Source organism: Nibrella viscosa, assembly GCF_039541875.1.
GTDB classification, from domain to species: domain Bacteria; phylum Bacteroidota; class Bacteroidia; order Cytophagales; family Spirosomataceae; genus Nibrella; species Nibrella viscosa.
Genome location: NZ_BAABHB010000013.1, coordinates 95,430 through 114,515, shown reverse-complemented (window position 1 = coordinate 114,515; position 19,086 = coordinate 95,430). Strand labels below are relative to the sequence as shown.

Sequence of the window (19,086 nt, the reverse complement as noted above, 5' to 3'; positions counted from 1 at the left end):
ACTCCAACTTGAAAATTATGCAAAAACTTGTCTTGATTGCCTTCTGTTTTGTAGCCGTATCCACCTACGCCCAGCAGGTCATTACCGGCCGCGTAACCGACCGGCAGGGTGAACTACTGGTGGGCGCTACCGTGGTCGAAAAAGAGACCAACAACGGCACAACTACCAATGCCGCCGGTCAGTACCAGATTACAACCCGCTCGACCAATCCGGTGCTGGTCTTTTCCTACGTTGGATTCCAGCGTCTCGAAATTCCGGTGAACGGACAGACCACCCTGAATGCTACCCTGGAGGAAGCCAATACGCTGACGCAGGTAAACGTGGTAGGTTCGCGCAACCTGAACCGCTCCGTAACGGATTCGCCCTCTCCTATCGACCTCATCGATATTCGGGAGGTAACGGCCAAGACCGGGCAACTGGATCTGAACCAGCTCCTCCAGTTTGTCGCGCCCTCGTTCAACTCCAACCGCCAGACGGGTTCCGACGGTGCCGACCACGTGGACCCCGCTACGCTGCGCGGCCTTGGTCCTGACCAGACCCTGGTGCTGATCAACGGCAAACGGCGGCACCAGTCGTCGCTGGTCAACCTGTTCGGTAGCCGGGGCCGGGGCAATACGGGCACCGACCTCAATGCTATTCCGGCAGCCGCCATCGAGCGCATCGAAATCCTGCGCGACGGTGCGTCGGCGCAGTACGGCTCCGACGCCATTGCCGGCGTTATCAACATCGTGCTGAAACAAACCGTCAATGAGTTTACCGGCAACGTTAACTACGGTATGTTCCAGGCCAAATACCGGTTCGACGATAAGGCGTTCGATGGGGCCAATGTAAATGTGAATGCCAACTACGGGCTGCGCATCGGTCAGGACGGTTTCGTAAACCTCACCGCCGATTACAACTTCCGGGACCACACGCAGCGGGCCAACGTAGCCAGTGATATTGCCCGCCGGCAGTACGGTGATCCCAAAATTCAGAACACCTCGCTCTACGCTAATTCTGCCATTCCGCTGAGCACCAACGCCCAGATTTACGCCTTTGGGGGCCTTAATTTCCGAAAAGGTGACGCCTACGCCTGGACCCGCTTCGCCGACAGCGAGCGGAACATACCGGTCATTTACCCCAACGGCTTCGACCCGATTATTGCCAGTAACATCGTTGACGGTTCGTTTGCCGCCGGTATTCGCAGTACCTGGAAGGGCTGGAACGTAGACCTGGGTAATGTGTTCGGCAGCAACCGCTTTCAGTATACGGTCAACAACACGCTGAACACCTCGCTGGGCGTAAACTCCCCGAGGTCGTTTGACGCGGGCGGGTTTCAGTTGCAGCAGAATGTAACGGGCCTGCATTTTACCCGCAACTTCCAGCAAACGCTACAGGGCCTCAATATTGCTTTTGGCAGCGAATTCCGGGCGGAGCGGTACCTGATCTTTGCCGGTGAAGAAGGCTCTTACCGGAATTACGACCCCACGAAGCCGGGCGGCTCCCAGGGCTTTCCGGGTTTTCAGCCGGCGGATGTCATCAACAAAGGCCGCACCAACCTGGGTATTTATCTGGATACCGAAGCCGATATTACCCGGGCGTTTATGCTGGGAGCCGCCGTACGGTTTGAAAACTACAGCGACTTTGGCAGCACGCTGAACGGCAAACTCTCGACCCGGCTCCGGCTGAACAACAATTTCACGGTACGGGCTACGGCCAGCACCGGATTTCGGGCTCCCTCGCTGGCCCAGATCTATTTTAACTCTACATTCACCAACTTCGTGAATGGGCAGCCGGTAGAGGTGCTGCTGGCGCGGAACAACAGCGCCGTGACGCAGAAACTCGGTATACCGGCCCTGAAACAGGAAACCTCGCAAAACCTCAGCCTGGGTTTCACCGGTCGGCTGGCGTCCAACTTTACCCTTACGGTGGATGGCTACCTGGTGAAAATAAAAGACCGGGTGGTGCTGACGGGAGCCTTCACCAACGACGACCCCGATATTGGAGCCGATCTTCGGGCCCTGCGCGTTGGTCAGGCTCAGTTTTTCACCAACGCCATCTCAACCACCACGCGGGGTCTGGATGTGATACTGGCGCATAGTGCCGCCCTCGGCCGGGGCCGGCTCAACACCACACTGGCGGCTAATTTTAACCGGCTGACTGTGGATGCCGTAACGACCAATAACCGGCTGCGCGGCAAGGAAGATACGTATTTTGACGAGCGTGAACGTAGGTTTGTCCAAGCCTCCGCCCCACCCTCCAAGATCAACCTGACGCTTGATTACGGTATCGACCGGTGGACGATCGTCGCCCGTGCCATTCGCTTTGGCCAGGTAGAGCTGGCCAATTACAACGTATATGAGGGCGATCCGTCGCTCTCATACCTGGATGTGTACGCACCCCGCATCACCACCGATCTGTCGGTCGGCTACCGGCTAACCAACCAGGTGCGGCTCACGCTGGGCGGCACCAACATCTTCAACGCCTACCCGAACCTCCACGACCCCACCCTCACCGAATCAGGCGGAGCCTGGGACCCGGTGCAGATGGGCAGCAACGGGGCGTTCTGGTACGCCCGGCTGAATCTGCGGTTTTAAATTATACCCGACCGTCTCTCCGGCGCATTGGCCCGGCTGAATGATTTACTACTGGTCGCCACCGCTCCGACAGATTGGAGCGGTGGCGACCGGATAAGTCGCTTTTTTACAATCAAACCTCCCTTCGCTTTCCCTCCTTTGTACCTAAACCCCCGGGGTTGATCCGGTAATAAACTAACCCTTGTCTGGTGTATATGCGACTGCTACCTGTAAATATGTTTCTGAAAGTCGTTGCCGTACAGGTTACGGCAGCTTTCACCAACTGCTTCGGTCAACAGAATGGACCCTATACTGCATCCTTTATTGGAACAATGGGCGTAGATACAGTTCTGGTAGAGACGTATACGATGATTCACAACCACTTATACGGCAAAGCCTTTGTGCGGGTGCCGGAAGACTACATTGCTCAGTTTAGTGTTCACTTTTATCCGGACGGAAGCATCCGCGAGTTCAATGTGGCAGCCATGGACCCGCTGAATAGCTCTGTTCCGTTTCGGGCGGCTTCCGGGGCCTTTGAATACCGGCTGACCATGAACTGCCAGCACGATACCTGTACCTATTTTAATGCCGAAAAGGGTCAACCTGCCGAGACCATCTTCAAACATGCCGCTCCCGGAATGAACTTTGTTGGCGGATGGGTACCCTTTATATCACTGATGGAGTGGAACTGCGTGCAACTGGCCCGGTCAGGTAAACAAGCCTTACCCCTACACATGATCAACCACCGCTTCAGAGCCTATGAAATCAGTGCCCGCTATGGTGGAAAAGACTCGGTCTTGTTTGGCGGTCCGTTTATTGAGTATACCAGAATAAAGGTGGATGAGCAAGGTAGAATCCTCCGCACCAACGGTTTAGGTACACCCTGGAACTACATTGTTACCAAACATGAACCCATCGACATTGAACAGATCGCCAAACGAATGACCAAAACCAGGGGCATTGGCTTTCCGTCGCCCGAGGAGCGGGTACAATTTGTGGTGCAAAACACTACCCTGGACGTGCAATACGGAAGACCTTATAAGCGGGGAAGACAAATTTTCGGTGGGGTAGTACCGTATGACTCTGTCTGGCGAACCGGTGCCGGTGGGGCCACGATCCTGACGTTGGAGAACCCCATCCGGATTGGAAAAACACATATCCCCAAAGGGCAGTACAGTCTCTACACCATACCCAGGCAAAACCAGTGGATACTGATCTTCAACAAGGACGTGCTGCGGTGGCCTACCGATCCCAATCGGGCAGCGGATTATGTGTCAGTAGTCATACCGGTTCAAAAAGTAAAAGAAGTGGCCGAACAGTTCACCATCAACATTGAGCCAACGCAAACCGGTGGTGTGCTGCAATTCCGATGGGACGATGTAATGGCCTACACAGAATTTAGCCTGGTTAAGCACTAAGGGTACTGCCGGAAGGGGAACAGGAGCTATTTACAGGTTTTACAGCTACAGGTGTTCAATCGGCAAAACATTACAAGTTGACTTAAGCATCGCTTCAGCCAACAGAGCGAAGAGTAAACAGAACAGCCTCCCATCGATGGGAGGCTGTTCTGTTTACTGGTAAAGACGGTCTTCCCTATTTAGCCGTAAACGGGTCCAGGAACAGGTACCGGCTGCGGTTCTGCTCAGGCTGGGCACCAGTATTCACATCAATGTGCATTACCTGCACCGTGTTACCGGCGTTGGCAGCCGGCCAGTTAGGTAAGCCGGCACCATTGGGGTTGCCCGTTTTGATAAAATTGGCGAAATAGTTCTGCATCACCTCCGACACCTTGTAGTCTTCCGGCGTCCAGGCATATACCTTGTTGCTTCCCAGATTACCCATGGCATATTCAATCTCGGCCGAATGCACTGCCCCGCGAGCCGGTGGTGCTTTAGGAGCCGACGGATCAGCATTTCGCACAACACCACCCGCCAGACCGGGCGTAGCATTGCCCATTTCGGGAACCATCGCCGGGCGCGGCCGCGTGTAGAAGTAACGGTAAACCGGCTTACCACTGGTCTGGCCGTGCAGATCCGCCCACTTCCAGGTGCTGAAGCCGATGAAGCGGTCGCCGGCCAGCGCCGTTGCCGATTGCAGAACCTCTTCCGGCGTATTACCGGGGTACAACCTCAGCACCTCGGCTGCTTTGTCACCATACAGTTTTTGCACGGCTTTTGCGTAGTTCTCCGGCGTTGGCGGGTCCTGTCCAAGAATAGCCCGGCCATTCATCTCTTCGGAGTTCCAGCCGACCAGCAGCGGAACGCGGGCCTGCTCGCCGTTGGCAAAAATAGTAACGCCCGGTTTGGGCAGGAAATAACCATCCACGTTGATACCAAAACGCGGAGTTCCCTGTTGGGCAGTGGCTTCCAGCAGTTTCTCAGCCGGTATAGCCCGTAACTCGGTCAATGCTTTGGCACCCACCTGATTGGCAAACTTCACGCCTGACTCCTCGGCTTCGGCCAGCGTAACGGGGGTTAGCGTACCCAGGATAGAGCCACTCTCGCCGATAGCGCCGGCAATCAGGTTTTTCGACAAGGGAGACGCCATCTGCGCACTCACCGAGGTGGACCCGGCTGACTCACCAGCAATTGTTACGCGCTTAGGATCACCCCCAAAAGCGGCAATGTTCTGCTGTACCCAGCGCAGCGCGGCACTCTGATCCAGCAGGCCGTAGTTACCCGACGCTTTGTTCGGCGATTCTTTGGTCAGCTCGGGATGCGCCATAAAGCCAAATACGTTGAGCCGGTAATTGACCGTTACGGCCACCACGCCTTTGCGGGCCATGCTTTCGCCATCGTAACGCGGTTCGGAACCGTCGCCGGCGATGTAGCCACCGCCGTAGAAGTACACTAATACCGGCAGCTTTTCGCCGGCAGCGTTAGCGGGCGTCCAGACGTTCAGGTACAGGCAATCCTCACTCATGCCGTTGGAGCGGAAGTTCATGTCGCCGAAAACGGCCCGTTGCATCGCCCGAGGCCCAAATTGCTTCGCCGGCCGCACACCAGTCCAGTTTTTAACCGGCTGCGGTTCGCGCCAGCGCAGCTCACCCACCGGCGGCTGGCCAAACGGGATGCCTTTGAAGGAACGAACGCCACTGGTTTCCAGCGTTCCTTCTACCTCACCGTTAACGGTTTTGGCCCGAGGGGCAGACTGGGCCATGAGAGCCGGCGGAGCCTGAACGGCCGCCACCAGCAGGAGACTAAACAGAATTTTCATGGGTTAGGGATAAACTATTGATTATTGTCTCATTTTGTTACAATAATAACTATTTACCGGCTGACAGCCAAAATAATGCCCGGGTTAAAGCCTTCTAGCCTTACAGTATAACCCTACAAATTTTCAATCACATGGCGGTAGCCCCGGCCAACGGGGATTGACACACCATTTACCTCCACATAATCGGCAGTGTACGAATCAATCCTGCTGATGGATACGATAAACGACCGGTGAATCCGTCTGAAGCCATTAACCGGCAACAACGCTTCAATTTCGTGCGTACTCAATTTAGGCAGGTATGTGGCTTTGGTCGTAACAACCTTAATGTATTCCCGCTGGCTTTCGATATACAGGATATCGGAGAATAGCACCTTCACCTTTTTCTTCTGCACCGTCAGAAACAGATAGTCCTTTGCCCCCTGACTGGTGGCTGTTTTTGGGGACTCCTGCTCGGCTTTTCTAACCTTATTGACGGCAATCAGAAAGCGCTCAAATTCAAAAGGTTTTAACAGGTAATCGGTTACATTCAGATCGAAGCCTTCTACGGCGTATTGGTGGTAAGCCGTGGTAATGATAACGCCTGGCGGGTGGGTCAGCGTTTTCAGAAACGCCATCCCTTTCAGTTTGGGCAGGTGAATATCCAGAAACATCAGATCCACCGCGTGATTCCGAAGGTAATCGGTGGCCAGAATCGCGTCCTTAAACGTTCCCTGAAGCTCCAGAAAGGGCACCTGCGCGATATAGTCTACCAACACCTTTACGGCTAAGGGCTCGTCTTCAATGATAATGCAGGTTAATTTAGACATGGCTCGCCAGATTGATTTTTAACGTAGCGCTAAACACCGATTCGCCCTGCTGCACCCACAGACTGTAGTCGGTATAGAGTAATTCCAGTTGTCGTCTGAGGTTCGACAGGCCAATATTCTCTTTTACCTCCCGTTCCTCCGGAAAAGCATCCGTCGAGTTCTTTACGATGAACGTCAGTTTCCGCTGGTTAACAGACAAATGAATATCGACAAATGGCTGATAGCGCGTTTCCGACACGCCATGTTTAAAGGCATTTTCTACCAGGGGAATCAGCAGCAGGGGCGGTAAGGCCTGTTTCATATCCTCAACATCGTAGTTAAAGTTAACGCGCAACGATTCATCGTATCGCAACTGCTCCAGGGCAATATAGTCGCCGATGATCTTTAGTTCCTGCTCAATGGCTACATACGCCCCGCTGGTTTCGTACAGCATGTAGCGTAATATCTTCGACAGCCGTAGAATGGATTCTGGTGCCAGATCAGACTTGATTCTGGCCAGTGAATAGATGTTGTTTAAGGTGTTAAATAAGAAGTGAGGATTGGTCTGGGACTTAAGGTAGTTTAATTCGGCCGCCTGTTTTTCGATTCGCAGTTGCTGCGCCGTCTGTTTGAGCTTAGTATAGCCGAAAATAAGCCGGAAAGCACCGAAAAAGAAAATAGAGCCCGCACTATAGCTCATCTGGGACTCTACCCCTGTATCTGTAGAATGAAACGTTACCAGTGGCGTATAGATATGTAACGCAATGCCAATAAGCCGCCAGGCGTATAAGCCAAACGAGTACAACATCAGGTGCACCCAGAGCAGGAAAAGGCCCAGCAAAAGGCGTTTCCAGGTAAACCGGATAAACGGCAGGGTGTATTCAAACAGTATGAAATTAAGCACCAGCACATACGCCCACCGCCAGATGTTGTTCCAGACTCTGGGGTAGAACGTATCGGGATGACTGACCAGATCGCCAAACAGCCACAGCAGTAGAAAAGCGGCTCCGACCCGGCTGTAGAAGGTAAACTGTTCTTTTGTTACGGATACGTTCATGCTGCTAATTACGAGATAATCGGCAGAAAAGTAGTTTACCAGTCTTTGCCGTCTACAAAAGAACCTTTTGGGTCAATGAACGGCTCTTATCACCTTAAATCCGTCGTTTGTTTACCCTAACCTGCTGTCTGTTGGCGACAGCTTTTCTGGCTTTTTTGATAGGGATACCTTCAGCAAAAAATCGCAGTGTATTATGAAAAAGAGCTTACTGACCCTCACAACTGTCTTGTGCATGGCCGCTCACCTGGTGGCTCAGGTGGAACCAACGGCCGGTACCTGGAAAACCTGGTTCATCCCATCGGGCAAAGCCTACCGCTTACCCCAGCCAGCCTCCTATAAGCAGGAAGTTGCGCAGGTACTGGCGGCCCAGCAGAACCTGGACGCAGCCGCCCGGCAGCAGATTCAGTTCTGGAACGCCGGTGCCCCCGTCTACCGCTGGAACGACATGATTGGTAAATTATGGATGACCGACACTAGTACCAACGGCGTGCTGTCGAACATGCTGCTGAACGTTGCTACCTACGATGCCACTATTGCTGCCTGGGATACCAAGTATGCGTATAACCGCCCCCGTCCGTATGTGGCCGATAGCCGGATCAAGGTACTGGGTCCGAAACCGGATAGCCCATCGTATCCCTGTGAAGTCTCCGTAGCGGCTGGTGTGGCGTCTACCATTATCGCTCATTTCTACCCGCACCTGGCCGATTCGGTCAATCGAATGGCGCAGCGAGCCATGGCCTCACGGGTTGCCGCCGGCATGGCTTTTCCGAGTGATACCCTCGCTGGTTTTGAGCTGGGCAGGCGCATTGCCGAAGCTGAACTGGCACATACCAGCAACTACGTATACAAAAAGCCCTGGGATGGTAAGCGGCCCGCCGGCCCCGGCATCTGGACCGGTAAAAAGCCGATGTTCCCAACGGGTGGGCAGAACAAAACCGTCGTGCTTACCAGCGCCAGCCAGTTTCGGCCCGGCCCACCGCCCGATTTCGCCAAAGACATGGCAGATTTAAAAGCATTTAAGCAGACATTCCGCTCAAAAGCCAATGCGTTTTATTATGCCAGCCAGTTCTCGTCGGATGACCTGCTGCATAAGAAACTATTTGAGCAGAACCTGCACCTGAACGCTCCGCGTGCCGCCCGGATCTATGCAGCCGTGGCGGTTGCCTATTACGATACGTTTGTCGCCTGCTGGGATGCCAAGTACGCGTACTGGGGTATCCGCCCGGATCAATACGACCCCACCTACCAGCCGCTTGTACCCACGCCACCCTTCCCCGGCTACCCCTCGGGTCATGCGGCCCTGAGTGGTATGGTGGGTGAGCTGTTCTCCTATTTCTTTCCGGCCGACCGGGCTCAGTTCCAGAAAATAGCCAGGGATGGGGCCGAATCACGCTTTCAGGCTGGTATTCACTTCCGCACCGATAACGAAGTTGGGCTGGATTTGGGTCGAAAAGTTGCAGGCGCGGTTATTCAGCGCCTGATGGCCGACGGTACTGGTGAAGATTTAACCATAGCCAGACGCAAATAAATACCGGTAATTACTAAACGCTACATTTCTTCCCGATAACGAACGCTCACCAATCTGGCCAAAGAAGCTTGCCCCCGGCGATGTCTAAGGAAGTCGTATGGATGAACTCGTACACTGGATACAAAGTAACCGGTTCAGCGCTCACCAGAAGATTTTATTGACTAACAGTAGCATCGAATCCAATTTTTACGCACCTTTGCGCAGTCTATAATTAGTCTAAATAAGAACGCTTGTTAGCCGGTTAAAAACGATTAGTAGTTACTACCATGCAACAAATCCGATCCCTGTCCTGCTCATCGGCAATTTTCAGCCTTGTCATCATACTCTCGCTGACCTTTTTCACCTTATCCGGCTACGCCAAACCTGTGTTTTCGGATACCACCCGCACCTTTGCCGTACCCACGCTGAGCCGCACCCCGGCCGGTAACGTTGCCTTGTCGTGGACCGAAAAAGATAAGCAGGGCACGGTCTATTTTTACTGGGCGGAGTCGGCCGATAACGGTGCCACGTTCGGCGACAAGAAACTGATTTTTGCCTCGCCGGGCCTTGGCAGCTCGCGGCTGATGCGCCCGAAACTGCTGTTCCGAAAAGGGGGCCAGCCGGTGGCGGTATTTGCCCTGCAGGGTTCGGAGGTAGCAAAGGCGGCCATGAACAGCCAGGCCGATGCCGGTCATCACCACCACGAGGGAGCCGCCACGGCCCCGTCGAAAGAAGGCAACCGGGGTGGCCGTCCGTCCGATCTGCAGATTGTTTACTGCACCTCTACTGATGGTGGTACAACCTGGAGCATTCCCGCACCGGTACACCAAGATAAAACCGCTCAGCTGGTGCGGGGCTTCTTCGACGCCATTGTGCTGGCCAACGGTGAGGTGGGCGTAGCGTACCTGAACGATATTCCGGGCAAGCCGCACGAGCGCGACCTGCGTTTTGTAACCACCACCAGCGGAAAATTCGGGGCCGAAAAAGTGCTTGACCCTTTTGTGTGCGACTGCTGCAACATAAGCCTGCTGGTCGATGCTTCGGGAACGCTGCACATGTACTACCGCGAAAACCAGGACAATATCCGCGATATTGCCCACCTGCACTCAACCGACAACGGACAGACCTTTTCGAAAGCGGCCATCCTCTCGCCCGACAACTGGAAAGTCAACGGTTGCCCGCATTCCGGGCCAACGTCTGCCATCGGAGCCGGCACGAATCTGGTTGCCTGGTATTCCGGCACCACCGATGCGCCGGGCATCCGGGTAGCCAATCAGCAGGGGAAGCGCCTGTTTGTGGTTGATGCCCCAACGGCCCGTAATCCTTACCTGAGCCCGGCCCCGAACGCAGCCGTGCTGGTTTGGGAGCAAAGCCAGGTGGCCGAATCCGGAACATCGTCGGTTATTGCCTACCGCACCATTCGGTCCGACAAGCCCGCGCCGGTTCAGTTTGTAAAAAACGCCCGCAATGCGACCAACGCCACCAGCCTGGTGAGCCAGGGTAAGTTGCTGGTGGCCTATGAAGTGCGGAACCCGAATAACCGGAACGGCATTGAAGTTGCCCTGGCAGAGCTGTAAAACAGACCGCCTGCGAGGCAAAAGCGCCCGACAGCCTGGAGCTATCGGGCGCTTTTGTTTTCTACCCGATTACAGAAAACCGGGCGTTGCGCTGTAGCGGATCAATTGTCGGCAACCGGAAAATAAAGCGAAAACGTAGCGCCTTCGCCTTCCCGGCTATGGGCGGTAACCGCCCCCTGGTGGTTGTCCATCACCCGGCGCACGATGGCCAGGCCAATACCCGATCCGCTGTACGAACTGCTGCGGCCGTGCAGCCGTTCAAACGCTTCAAAGATCTTTTCGGCATATTCTTCATTAAAGCCGATGCCGTTATCCACAACCGAGATCTGCCAGTACTGCCGGCCGGGCCGACCGGGTACAGTCACCCGCGCCGGCATCTGTTGCCGGCTGATGCGTTCGCTCAACACCCGAATGTAAGGCTTTCGGGCCGGGCTGGTAAACTTCAGCGCGTTGGACAACAGGTTCTGAAACACCTGCCGCAGTTGCGCCGGATCACCCGACAGAATCGGCATGGTGCCTATGTCTATCTCGGCCTCCCGCTCCTGAACGGCCATTTCCAGATCCACCAGTACGTCACCGATCAGGCGGCCCACATCGACCGGCTGCCAGGTTAGGGTACCCACGTTCGACAGGCGCGAGTACACCAGTATATCACGAATCAAGGTCTGCATCCGTCCCGCAGCCGTTTGCATCCGGCGCAGCAGTTCGGTTCCCGGACCAATTTGTGCGCTGTACTGCGTAAGCAGTATATCGCTGAACGACTGTATCTTTCGGAGTGGCTCCTGCAGGTCATGCGAGGCTACATAGGCAAACTGGTTCAGGCTGGCGTTTGATTCGCGAAGCTGCCGTTCGAGCTGCTTGCTCTCGGTAACGTTCATAAAGGTAATCACCACCTTATCCGGCGACTGCTGCACGGCGGAAACCTCAAACCAGCCTTCAAACCCATTCACGTCGGTGTAGTGCAACGTACCCTGCTGCGGAACACCGGTATCGGTGGCCGTGGCGTAGAGTTCAAAAAAACCATTGTCCAGATTTCCGGGAAACACCGCCAGCAGAGTGCGGCCTTCGAGCTGATCGGGCGTTGTAAACAAACTGCGTTCTACCGACCGGTTGGCTTTGTCCATCATAAAATCAATGATCCGCCCCGATTCGTCCCGAACGGCGGTCATTGCCAGAATGCTGCTGATGGATGCATCCAGAATTGCCTGCAACTGCTCGGCCTGCCGGCTAAACGCCAACTGGTTTTCTTTGATTGCGGTTATATCGTGGAAGGAGATAATAACGCCGTCCCGGTACTTTACCACGCGCAGGTCAAACCAGCCGTTCACGCGGTCGGAATGATACGCCAGTTCGGGCAGGCGTACCGGTTCGCCGGTGTCCAGCACATGCCGGAGCTGATTCAGCAGATCGGTGCTTTCGGCCGGGGAGAATACGGCCCCAAAGTCGGCACCTTCGATCTCCGCCTGCTTCCGGCTCAGCAGCCGGGCACAGGCCGGGTTAACCATTGCAAAGCGGAACCCCTGAAACTGACCCTGTTTGTCGCGCACGGCTTCCAGAAGTGCCACGCCCGACTGGGTTTCGTTGGTAATCGTCGTGAGCAGATTGGTTGATTCCTGGGCACGGGCTTCGGCCCGTTTGCGGTCGCTGATGTCCAGGAAGGTGAACACAAAGCCGTCCTGCTGCCGAACGCCGGTGACGTCGAACCAGCTATCCAGGCCATCAGCCTGGTAGTGGGTTTCAAAATGCTGGGGCTGCCCGGTTTCTGCCAGTTCCACATAGCGGTCGAACAGGCCCATCTCCCGGTTGGCGGGGAAGAGGGTCAGGATCCGTTGCCCTATGAGTTGGTTCTCCGACCGGCCGATTAGCCGGCAAGCTACCTGATTGGCGGATAAAAACTCAAAATCAATGATTTGCCCGTCGCTGTTCCGGACAGAGCGGTACGAAACAATGCCGGCCTGGGCTCCGTTCAGCACGGCGAGCAGGGTGCTGTTGGCCTGCTGCAACGCCTGTTCACTCCGCTTTTGCTGCGTAATGTCGATAAAGGAACTGATAAACCCATCTTCGTGCCGGGTAGCGGTCACCGAAAAGTAGCGATCATTAAAAAACTGTTCGGAGGTAACGGGAGCGCCCCCCTGCTCAACCAGCCGGACATACTGCTCAAATAGACCGGGTTCGCGGAACGATGGATTAAGCGCTGACAGGGTATGCTGAAAGTCATCGGGCGTCAGGCCGGTGATAGCCAGCGCCATGCTATTATAGTACCTGAATCGAAAATCGATAATCGCCCCGTCGGCTGCGCTCCGAATCGCTTCGGTGACAACGACGCCATACGGAGCATTGTCCAGAATGACCCCCATCAGTGTGGGCGAAACGGGTTGAAGCGGAGAAAATGTTGAATCCATACGATAAAGCGTTCCGGACGCGGCCGGCGCTTATATACTAAGCGAGTTCGCCAATTTACACAGGAATGAGTCCAGGGGCAATCGAGCATTCGTTTTCCTATTCTGAGGCCCGCCTGAGGCAGTATATAACGGCTGTATTACGTTTTTTTTCATTTCCTTTTCCGAAACTGGGCGATTGAATAACTTGCCGGCCGATCATTCATTCTGCATGACAAAGCACTTAATCATTCTCAGTATGCTGCTTACGGGCCTGGCCACCGGAGAATCTCAGGCTCAGGAGGCCCTTTTACTAACCAATTACACCTTTACCGACCAGAGCCCGGCCATCGGGAAGGTTGTACCGGCCAAGCCGGCTGCGCAACCAGGCAAACTAAAGCTCACCGGGCCGTCGGCCAAACTGTTTACCCTGGACGCTCAGCACCAACTGCAGTTCCGAAAGGTGCCTGCCCGTCCCGAAATCTGGTACGACCTGAGTCTGGAATGGCAGACACCGGCCGGCAAACAAAGCCAGACGTTCCGGGTGGTGAAGGATCAGTTTATTCGCAACAAAGTGATTGCCCACCGGGGAGCCTGGAAGCATACCGACGCTCCGCAAAACTCCCTTGCCTCGCTCCGGCAGGCCATTCAACTGGGCTGTATGGGGAGCGAGTTCGACGTGCATATGTCGGCCGACTCAGTGCTGTTTGTCAACCATGATCCGGCTTACCAGGGAACATTCATCGAGAAAACGAACGCGAACGAATTATCGCGGCTCACCCTTACGAACGGCGAGAACCTGCCTACCCTGGAGGCCTACCTGCAGGAAGGCATGAAGCAAAACCGGACCCGGCTGATTCTGGAGATCAAGACCTCGGTGATCAGCAAAGAGCGGTCGCTGGCTTTGACCTGACGTGTAATAGAGCTGGTGCGCCGGCAGAAAGCCCAGGCCTGGGTCGAGTACATCGCCTTCGACTACGATGTCTGCAAGCAGGTGAAAGCCCTGGACCCGTACGCCAAAGTTGCCTACCTGAGCAGCGACAAAGCACCCGAGGTACTCGCCCAGGATGGGCTGGACGGGCTGGATTACCACGTCTCGGTGCTGAAAAAGAACGAGGCCTGGCTGACGGAAGCCCGGCAAAAGCAGCTCTCCGTCAACGTCTGGACGGTAAACGACCCGGTCGCCATGGACTGGTTCCTGAGCCACAACGTCGACTTTATCACCACCGACGAGCCGGAAGTACTGCTGGGCAAGGTGGCCAACTAAAGCTGACCACCTTCGGAAGCCCTTTACTCAGACCATCTCCGCCGGTACTGATTTATGCCGGCGGAGGGTTTTATACACGCCATCCCAAAGCGTAATGCGTTTCTGGAGCGAGGTCACCACAGCCTGTTCGGCCTCCTGCCAGCGCGCGTCGTCGGTGCCGCAGAGATCGGCGGTCATTTGCAGCGCCAGGTGACTGTGGTGGTCGCCATCCACCTCAATATGCCGCTCCAGGTAATACTTAAACACAGAGATCTGCGCCGGCAGCCGCTGATCGACATCGTTGATGATGGACAGAAACATACCCGGAATCAGGTCTTCGCGCCCGAAGGTGAAGATAGCCGCCTGAACATAGTCCTTCTGACTGCCAATCACCTCAAACGTAAAATCGACAAACTGCCGGGCTTCGGCAGGCACGCCGGCCTCGACAAACGCCTGTTGCCGGTCGACGCCCCGTTGCAGAGCCATAATAAACCGGTCGATCTGGGTTGTGTCGGCTCCACTCTGCTGCATGGCATCGAGATACAGTTCAAAATGGCTTTTCCGGTTGCCGTTCTGGTCTATATCCGACTCTTCGCCAATAACAATTTCGTTGATCAGGTAGCGGGTATCGGCCGAACCCTTCGGAAACCAGGGAATTGAGGTACACGTCAGGTTGTTCTGCAAGGCCTTCAGCAGCGACATAAAGTCCCAAACGGCAAATACATGATACTGCATAAACACCTTCAGGTCGTCGAGGTTATTGATGACCGAGTAAACATTGTGGTGAATAATAGCCTGCCGCAGGGGTTCAATCGTCTGCCTGATTTTTTCAATCCGTTCGTTCATGGGGATAAAGCAATCGTGATGGTTTACGTACGGGTAACGGACTGTTCCGGTTTTCTGTTTAGCGGCATTACGGGCCTAGTGGACTACTGCACCACAAACGTATAACCATCTTCGAAGCCGGAGAGGTCGGTCTTGAGCCGGTGCGAGGTAACCTGTAGTTGCTCGCCACTGCGCCGGACGGTCAGGTAATGAAAATGAGGCTTGTATTCGGTGGCTTCATCGGCGAGCCGGCCCGGCGACGTACTCAGGGGCTGCGTGAGTCCTCCTCCGCCCCCAATCACCAGAAAATCCTTGCCGTCTACTTTAAACCGCTCAAAGGCGTGGGCGTGGCCGGTGATAAACAGCTTTGCTTTTCTGGACTTCAGGTATAAGGGTACAAAGCGCTGCTGCACGTTTTTCGACGAACTCACAATGCGGCTGTTGGTATACGGCGCGTGATGGCAGGTCACGATGATGGATTTGATGGCGGGGTCATTGTCCAGCGTGGTCAGCGCCGTGCCGTACCAGACCTGCTGCTGCGCCTGATCGGTAGGTGACAGCACATTGAAATTCGAGTTCAGCATAATTACCGCTACCGAATCGGTTACGTGCGTGTAGCCCGTCGGCGTATGCTCGGGAAAACGGCGCTGAAAATTACGCATACCCCGATTGGGGCGACCCATTACATCATGGTTTCCCAGCAGGGCATGTACATCAATGCTTTCTTTGCGGCATTCGGCCAGAAACTGATCGATCATCAGCCAGGTACCTGCCTTATAGCCCAGGGCCACAATATCGCCGAGCCAATACAGGGTTTTGGGTTTTCGGGCCACCAGGTCCGTAAATATAGCCGCCGTCGCTCTGGCGTTGTTATTTCTGCGTAAAAAAACCGCTTCAATCCACATGGGTGCCTGGGTATCAGCAATAAATGCCATCTCCGCACCCGTACTGTCTGTCTGCATAGTCAATCCATATAGCGGCATCAGACTGGTTTGAAAGGCAACCAGCAAACAGCTTATCCATAGGTTTTTCAACGTTCAGTAAGATGTTGGTTGTCCTTTTTATAACCAATGCCACCGGTAAAGTGATTTGAGTTTTCATCAGTTTAACTGCTTTTCGGCTCGTTGGTCTTTCCGGAATCCCACTTTTCGAGCGAGTTACCGCCACCGGTACGCTCGCCAGACCAGTTGCAGTTCCAGCGCAAAGTTGGTGTCGTTGGTCTGGGTGGCATCATGCCATTTCAGTTCGACGGCTACGCCCAGGCTCCGGCTGATGGGCTGCGTAAACTGGCCGGCCACCATCCAGCCCAGACTCACCGCATTGGTCCGCACCGCGTCGCCGTACCGCAGTGTGGAGTTGAGCACATAAGCCCCGGTGCCGCCAAACAGGGCAATGCGCCGGGTAACAGGCATCGAATACACCAGCAGCACCGGTATGGCCGAAACATACACCCTGGCGGGCCGGGCATCGGCCAGTGCCGAGTAGGCGTACATGGTTGTCCAGCCGCTTTCGATGCCTATCCGCAGCCGGTGGTCGGGATGCCACATCAGCCGGACGGTGGCCGGTACACCCAGCCGGCTGGTACGTACCTGCTGAAGGCCGTCGGCCACCTGGATTGGTGCCGAATAAACCGACAGCCCGGAACCGGCATACACCACCAGGGCAAAACGCTCCGTCTGCGGACTGTCTGACCGAATGGTATCGGGTTTGGGCAACACCTGTGCCCAGGCACCCGTGACGGCAGTCAGGCCGATCAGCAAGGCCCCCGTCAGCCACCCTGTTTTGATTTTCCGTATACGCATACAATTACTGACCTGCATAGTGATAGAAAGCTATTACCGACGGATAGTTGCTCAGGATCCCGTCGAAGCGGCCCTGGTTCATGTATTGTTCAATATAGACGGGGTCGTCCAGCGTCCAGGTAAACACCCGCCGACCTTCGGCCTGTAGGGCCTGTATGGTCTCGGTTTGCTGCCCCAGCGTCCAGCGGGGTGCCCAGACGCTGGCGTCGACGCGCCGGACGGTTTCCACCGTCAGTTCACATAGCGCGGGGGCAGAGGGGTCGGCCAGTTGCTCATACTGCTGAACCGACTGCTCATCGGGCAGGCCAATCAGAATATCCAGTTTACGGCCCATAGCAGCCGCTTTTTGCCGGTAGGCCTGTTGTATATCACGCACTGTTTCCATGCCGCCCTGGTATTTGGTATCCAGCCAAACCAGCTGAAGGGGCGTTTGGGTCAGCACCGTTTCCAGCACCTCGGTCAGGGTCGGAATGCGCTCGCCGTGCATGAGCTGCACCATGGTTGTCAGTTGCTGATAGGTGTAATCGCCGACGGTACCGACGAGGCCGCTCTTTTTGAGCAGCCGGAGATTCAACTGCTCGTCATGGTACAGCACCGGCACACCATCTTTGGTAAACCGGATGTCAATTTCGATACCGGTAGCGCCCAGCCGTGATGCCAGCCGGATCATCTCTACCGAATTTTCGGAAGCGGGCAGCAGGTCGGATGTCCGCCCCCCACCCCGGTGCGCCAGGATAGCAAAGGGCCTGGTATTCAGCGGTCGCTGGTAGGTAAACGTAACCGAAAAGACAGGCTCGGCATCGCCGTAGCTGTAGGTACCCTGCAGGGTAATGGGCAGCAGACCGGTAACCGGCTCACCGGATACTAACCGGCTGCCCCCCTGTTCGGCCGGAATGGTAAAGCGGGCGGTACCGGTATCGGTATTCAGCAGTTTCCGCCAGTAGCCTTCAAATAGCAGCGTGTTGCCTACCCGCCGGCCTTCCAGCACAAAAAAGACCGCTTCCCGGCCGGTGAACACCGACAGATAGTGCGTTGTGTCGCGCCCCTGAATCAGGTACGTCCATTTCAGGGCCACCTGCCCGCCAACGAGGTTTGCGCCATCGCTGACCGCGTACACGCCCTCAACGGCCCTTAACAGCGGAGCCGGGAGCGGTCTGGCTTCGGGGCTGCTAAATGCCGGGCTCCGGAGCGCGGGCACCGGCACCATCTTCTCGTAATCAGTCTGGCAGCCCAGCAGCCAGCCGGTCAGCAGGATATAGCCGGTCAGCAGGGTATATCGGCGTACGCTCATAGATAAAAACCGATAAACAGTTCCGGATAAAAAAGCCGCCGGTCGAACGTGGGAAACAGCGCCCAGAACTGCCAGTTGAAGTTGGTATACAGCGCCCGGAAGCCCAGCAGCACATGTTTGCGGCCGTAAAACGGCTGCTCCATAGCCATGGTTACGCCGGCTCCCTCAAGTTGCATTGCATTGGTTTTGGTAGCCACCTGACCCACCTTCGAGAAGTTGTAAAGGTTCAGAATGACCTCGGCTTTGAGGGTGAGCAGCAGTTGGGGATCGACCTGATACCCGAGCGAGACGGTAGGATAATTGAGCAGTCCAAAACCCTGGCTGTTGAACTGACTCGACCGAAGTATCCCCCCCCATAGCCCGAAGTCATCTCCGATAGACAGGCTGATTCGCTCACTAACGGGTCGGGCGTACCGGGGCCCGATACTCAGGTGATTCTGGAGGCCCTGTGCCGTGAGCCGGGCAGAGAGGTAGATGTGTTTCGACAGGCCCCGTAGTACGGTCAGGTCTGAGCGGGGAACGGTCACCTGGAATTCTTCGGTAACGGCGCGGGGCGGCACGGTAAAGGCCAGGCCTAAGGAACCCATCCACCGCTTTTTGCCGAGCGGGTACGGGAAATACACAAAGGGCATATCGGGTCGGGCCATGATGGTGCGGGGTAGCCGGGGCCGGTGGCGCTGGGCCTGAACCGATACACCGGTGGCTACCATCAGCAAAAAGACCAGGAAGACAGACAGCCTAAAAAACAGACGATACAGTGGCATGGGGGTTAGTTCATAACGTGAGTTTGCCTTGGCTACCGTAGAACCACCTGACTGCCTTAAATGTTAATACGTTCCGGTAAACC

13 protein-coding genes and 1 pseudogene are annotated in these 19,086 nt (G+C 55.4%); 5 read left to right on the top strand and 9 right to left on the bottom strand.

The annotated features are described in order from the left end of the window. Positions 1-17 precede the first annotated feature (17 nt). Positions 18-2,576, top strand: a complete 2,559-nt coding sequence (locus tag ABD931_RS23645) for a TonB-dependent receptor (RefSeq protein ID WP_345270489.1) — start codon at positions 18-20, stop codon at positions 2,574-2,576. Positions 2,577-2,770: 194 nt separating this feature from the next. After that, a complete protein-coding gene (locus ABD931_RS23640) occupies positions 2,771-3,973 on the top strand; it encodes a DUF2911 domain-containing protein (RefSeq protein ID WP_345270488.1) in 1,203 nt (400 codons plus the stop codon). Positions 3,974-4,148: 175 nt separating this feature from the next. Here ABD931_RS23640 and ABD931_RS23635 read toward each other — a convergent pair whose 3' ends face one another. From ABD931_RS23635 to ABD931_RS23625, 3 genes are all read right to left on the bottom strand, one after another. Then, a complete protein-coding gene (locus tag ABD931_RS23635) occupies positions 4,149-5,771 on the bottom strand; it encodes a carboxylesterase/lipase family protein (RefSeq protein WP_345270487.1) in 1,623 nt (540 codons plus the stop codon). A gap of 113 nt (positions 5,772-5,884) precedes the next feature. Further along, entirely contained in the window at positions 5,885-6,577 is a 693-nt protein-coding gene (locus ABD931_RS23630) for a LytR/AlgR family response regulator transcription factor (protein WP_345270486.1), read from the bottom strand. Further along, entirely contained in the window at positions 6,570-7,613 is a 1,044-nt protein-coding gene (locus ABD931_RS23625; RefSeq protein WP_345270485.1) for a sensor histidine kinase, read from the bottom strand. The genes ABD931_RS23630 and ABD931_RS23625 overlap by 8 nt, the downstream gene beginning before the upstream one ends. Positions 7,614-7,806: 193 nt before the next feature. Here ABD931_RS23625 and ABD931_RS23620 point away from each other — a divergent pair, with 193 nt between their 5' ends. Beyond that, complete coding sequence (locus ABD931_RS23620; protein ID WP_345270484.1) at positions 7,807-9,141, top strand: phosphatase PAP2 family protein; 1,335 nt, start codon at positions 7,807-7,809, stop codon at positions 9,139-9,141. 266 nt (positions 9,142-9,407) lie between these two features. Next, positions 9,408-10,697, top strand: a complete 1,290-nt coding sequence (locus tag ABD931_RS23615; protein ID WP_345270483.1) for a sialidase family protein — start codon at positions 9,408-9,410, stop codon at positions 10,695-10,697. A 101-nt stretch (positions 10,698-10,798) separates the two neighbouring features. On the opposite strand, the gene ABD931_RS23610 is transcribed toward ABD931_RS23615, so the two are convergent. Next, a complete protein-coding gene (locus ABD931_RS23610; RefSeq protein WP_345270482.1) occupies positions 10,799-13,099 on the bottom strand; it encodes a PAS domain-containing sensor histidine kinase in 2,301 nt (766 codons plus the stop codon). Positions 13,100-13,307: 208 nt separating this feature from the next. Here ABD931_RS23610 and ABD931_RS23605 point away from each other — a divergent pair. Then, a pseudogene (locus ABD931_RS23605) lies at positions 13,308-14,342 on the top strand (glycerophosphodiester phosphodiesterase). A 27-nt stretch (positions 14,343-14,369) separates the two neighbouring features. Here ABD931_RS23605 and ABD931_RS23600 read toward each other — a convergent pair. The 5 genes from ABD931_RS23600 to ABD931_RS23580 form a co-directional block, all read right to left on the bottom strand. Further along, positions 14,370-15,167 carry a DUF3050 domain-containing protein gene (locus ABD931_RS23600; protein ID WP_345270481.1) on the bottom strand — a complete coding sequence of 266 codons (798 nt, stop codon included), beginning with the start codon at positions 15,165-15,167 and terminating at the stop codon, positions 14,370-14,372. 83 nt (positions 15,168-15,250) lie between these two features. Continuing rightward, a complete protein-coding gene (locus ABD931_RS23595) occupies positions 15,251-16,180 on the bottom strand; it encodes a metallophosphoesterase family protein (RefSeq protein WP_345270480.1) in 930 nt (309 codons plus the stop codon). Between the two features lie 123 nt (positions 16,181-16,303). Beyond that, on the bottom strand, positions 16,304-16,948 hold the full coding sequence (locus ABD931_RS23590) for a hypothetical protein (RefSeq protein WP_345270479.1): 645 nt from the start codon (positions 16,946-16,948) through the stop codon (positions 16,304-16,306). Positions 16,949-16,952: 4 nt separating this feature from the next. After that, positions 16,953-18,239 carry a glycerophosphodiester phosphodiesterase gene (locus tag ABD931_RS23585; RefSeq protein ID WP_345270478.1) on the bottom strand — a complete coding sequence of 429 codons (1,287 nt, stop codon included), beginning with the start codon at positions 18,237-18,239 and terminating at the stop codon, positions 16,953-16,955. Beyond that, on the bottom strand, positions 18,236-19,003 hold the full coding sequence (locus ABD931_RS23580; protein ID WP_345270477.1) for a hypothetical protein: 768 nt from the start codon (positions 19,001-19,003) through the stop codon (positions 18,236-18,238). Before ABD931_RS23580 ends, ABD931_RS23585 begins: the two co-directional genes overlap by 4 nt. Positions 19,004-19,086: the final 83 nt, after the last annotated feature.

Coding starts and splice junctions, on each gene's coding strand:
- ABD931_RS23645 (WP_345270489.1), top strand. CDS start 18: ATGCAAAAACTTGTCTTGATTGCCTTCTGTTTTGTAGCCGTATCCACC.
- ABD931_RS23640 (WP_345270488.1), top strand. CDS start 2,771: ATGCGACTGCTACCTGTAAATATGTTTCTGAAAGTCGTTGCCGTACAG.
- ABD931_RS23635 (WP_345270487.1), bottom strand. CDS start 5,771: ATGAAAATTCTGTTTAGTCTCCTGCTGGTGGCGGCCGTTCAGGCTCCG.
- ABD931_RS23630 (WP_345270486.1), bottom strand. CDS start 6,577: ATGTCTAAATTAACCTGCATTATCATTGAAGACGAGCCCTTAGCCGTA.
- ABD931_RS23625 (WP_345270485.1), bottom strand. CDS start 7,613: ATGAACGTATCCGTAACAAAAGAACAGTTTACCTTCTACAGCCGGGTC.
- ABD931_RS23620 (WP_345270484.1), top strand. CDS start 7,807: ATGAAAAAGAGCTTACTGACCCTCACAACTGTCTTGTGCATGGCCGCT.
- ABD931_RS23615 (WP_345270483.1), top strand. CDS start 9,408: ATGCAACAAATCCGATCCCTGTCCTGCTCATCGGCAATTTTCAGCCTT.
- ABD931_RS23610 (WP_345270482.1), bottom strand. CDS start 13,099: ATGGATTCAACATTTTCTCCGCTTCAACCCGTTTCGCCCACACTGATG.
- ABD931_RS23600 (WP_345270481.1), bottom strand. CDS start 15,167: ATGAACGAACGGATTGAAAAAATCAGGCAGACGATTGAACCCCTGCGG.
- ABD931_RS23590 (WP_345270479.1), bottom strand. CDS start 16,948: ATGCGTATACGGAAAATCAAAACAGGGTGGCTGACGGGGGCCTTGCTG.
- ABD931_RS23585 (WP_345270478.1), bottom strand. CDS start 18,239: ATGAGCGTACGCCGATATACCCTGCTGACCGGCTATATCCTGCTGACC.
- ABD931_RS23580 (WP_345270477.1), bottom strand. CDS start 19,003: ATGCCACTGTATCGTCTGTTTTTTAGGCTGTCTGTCTTCCTGGTCTTT.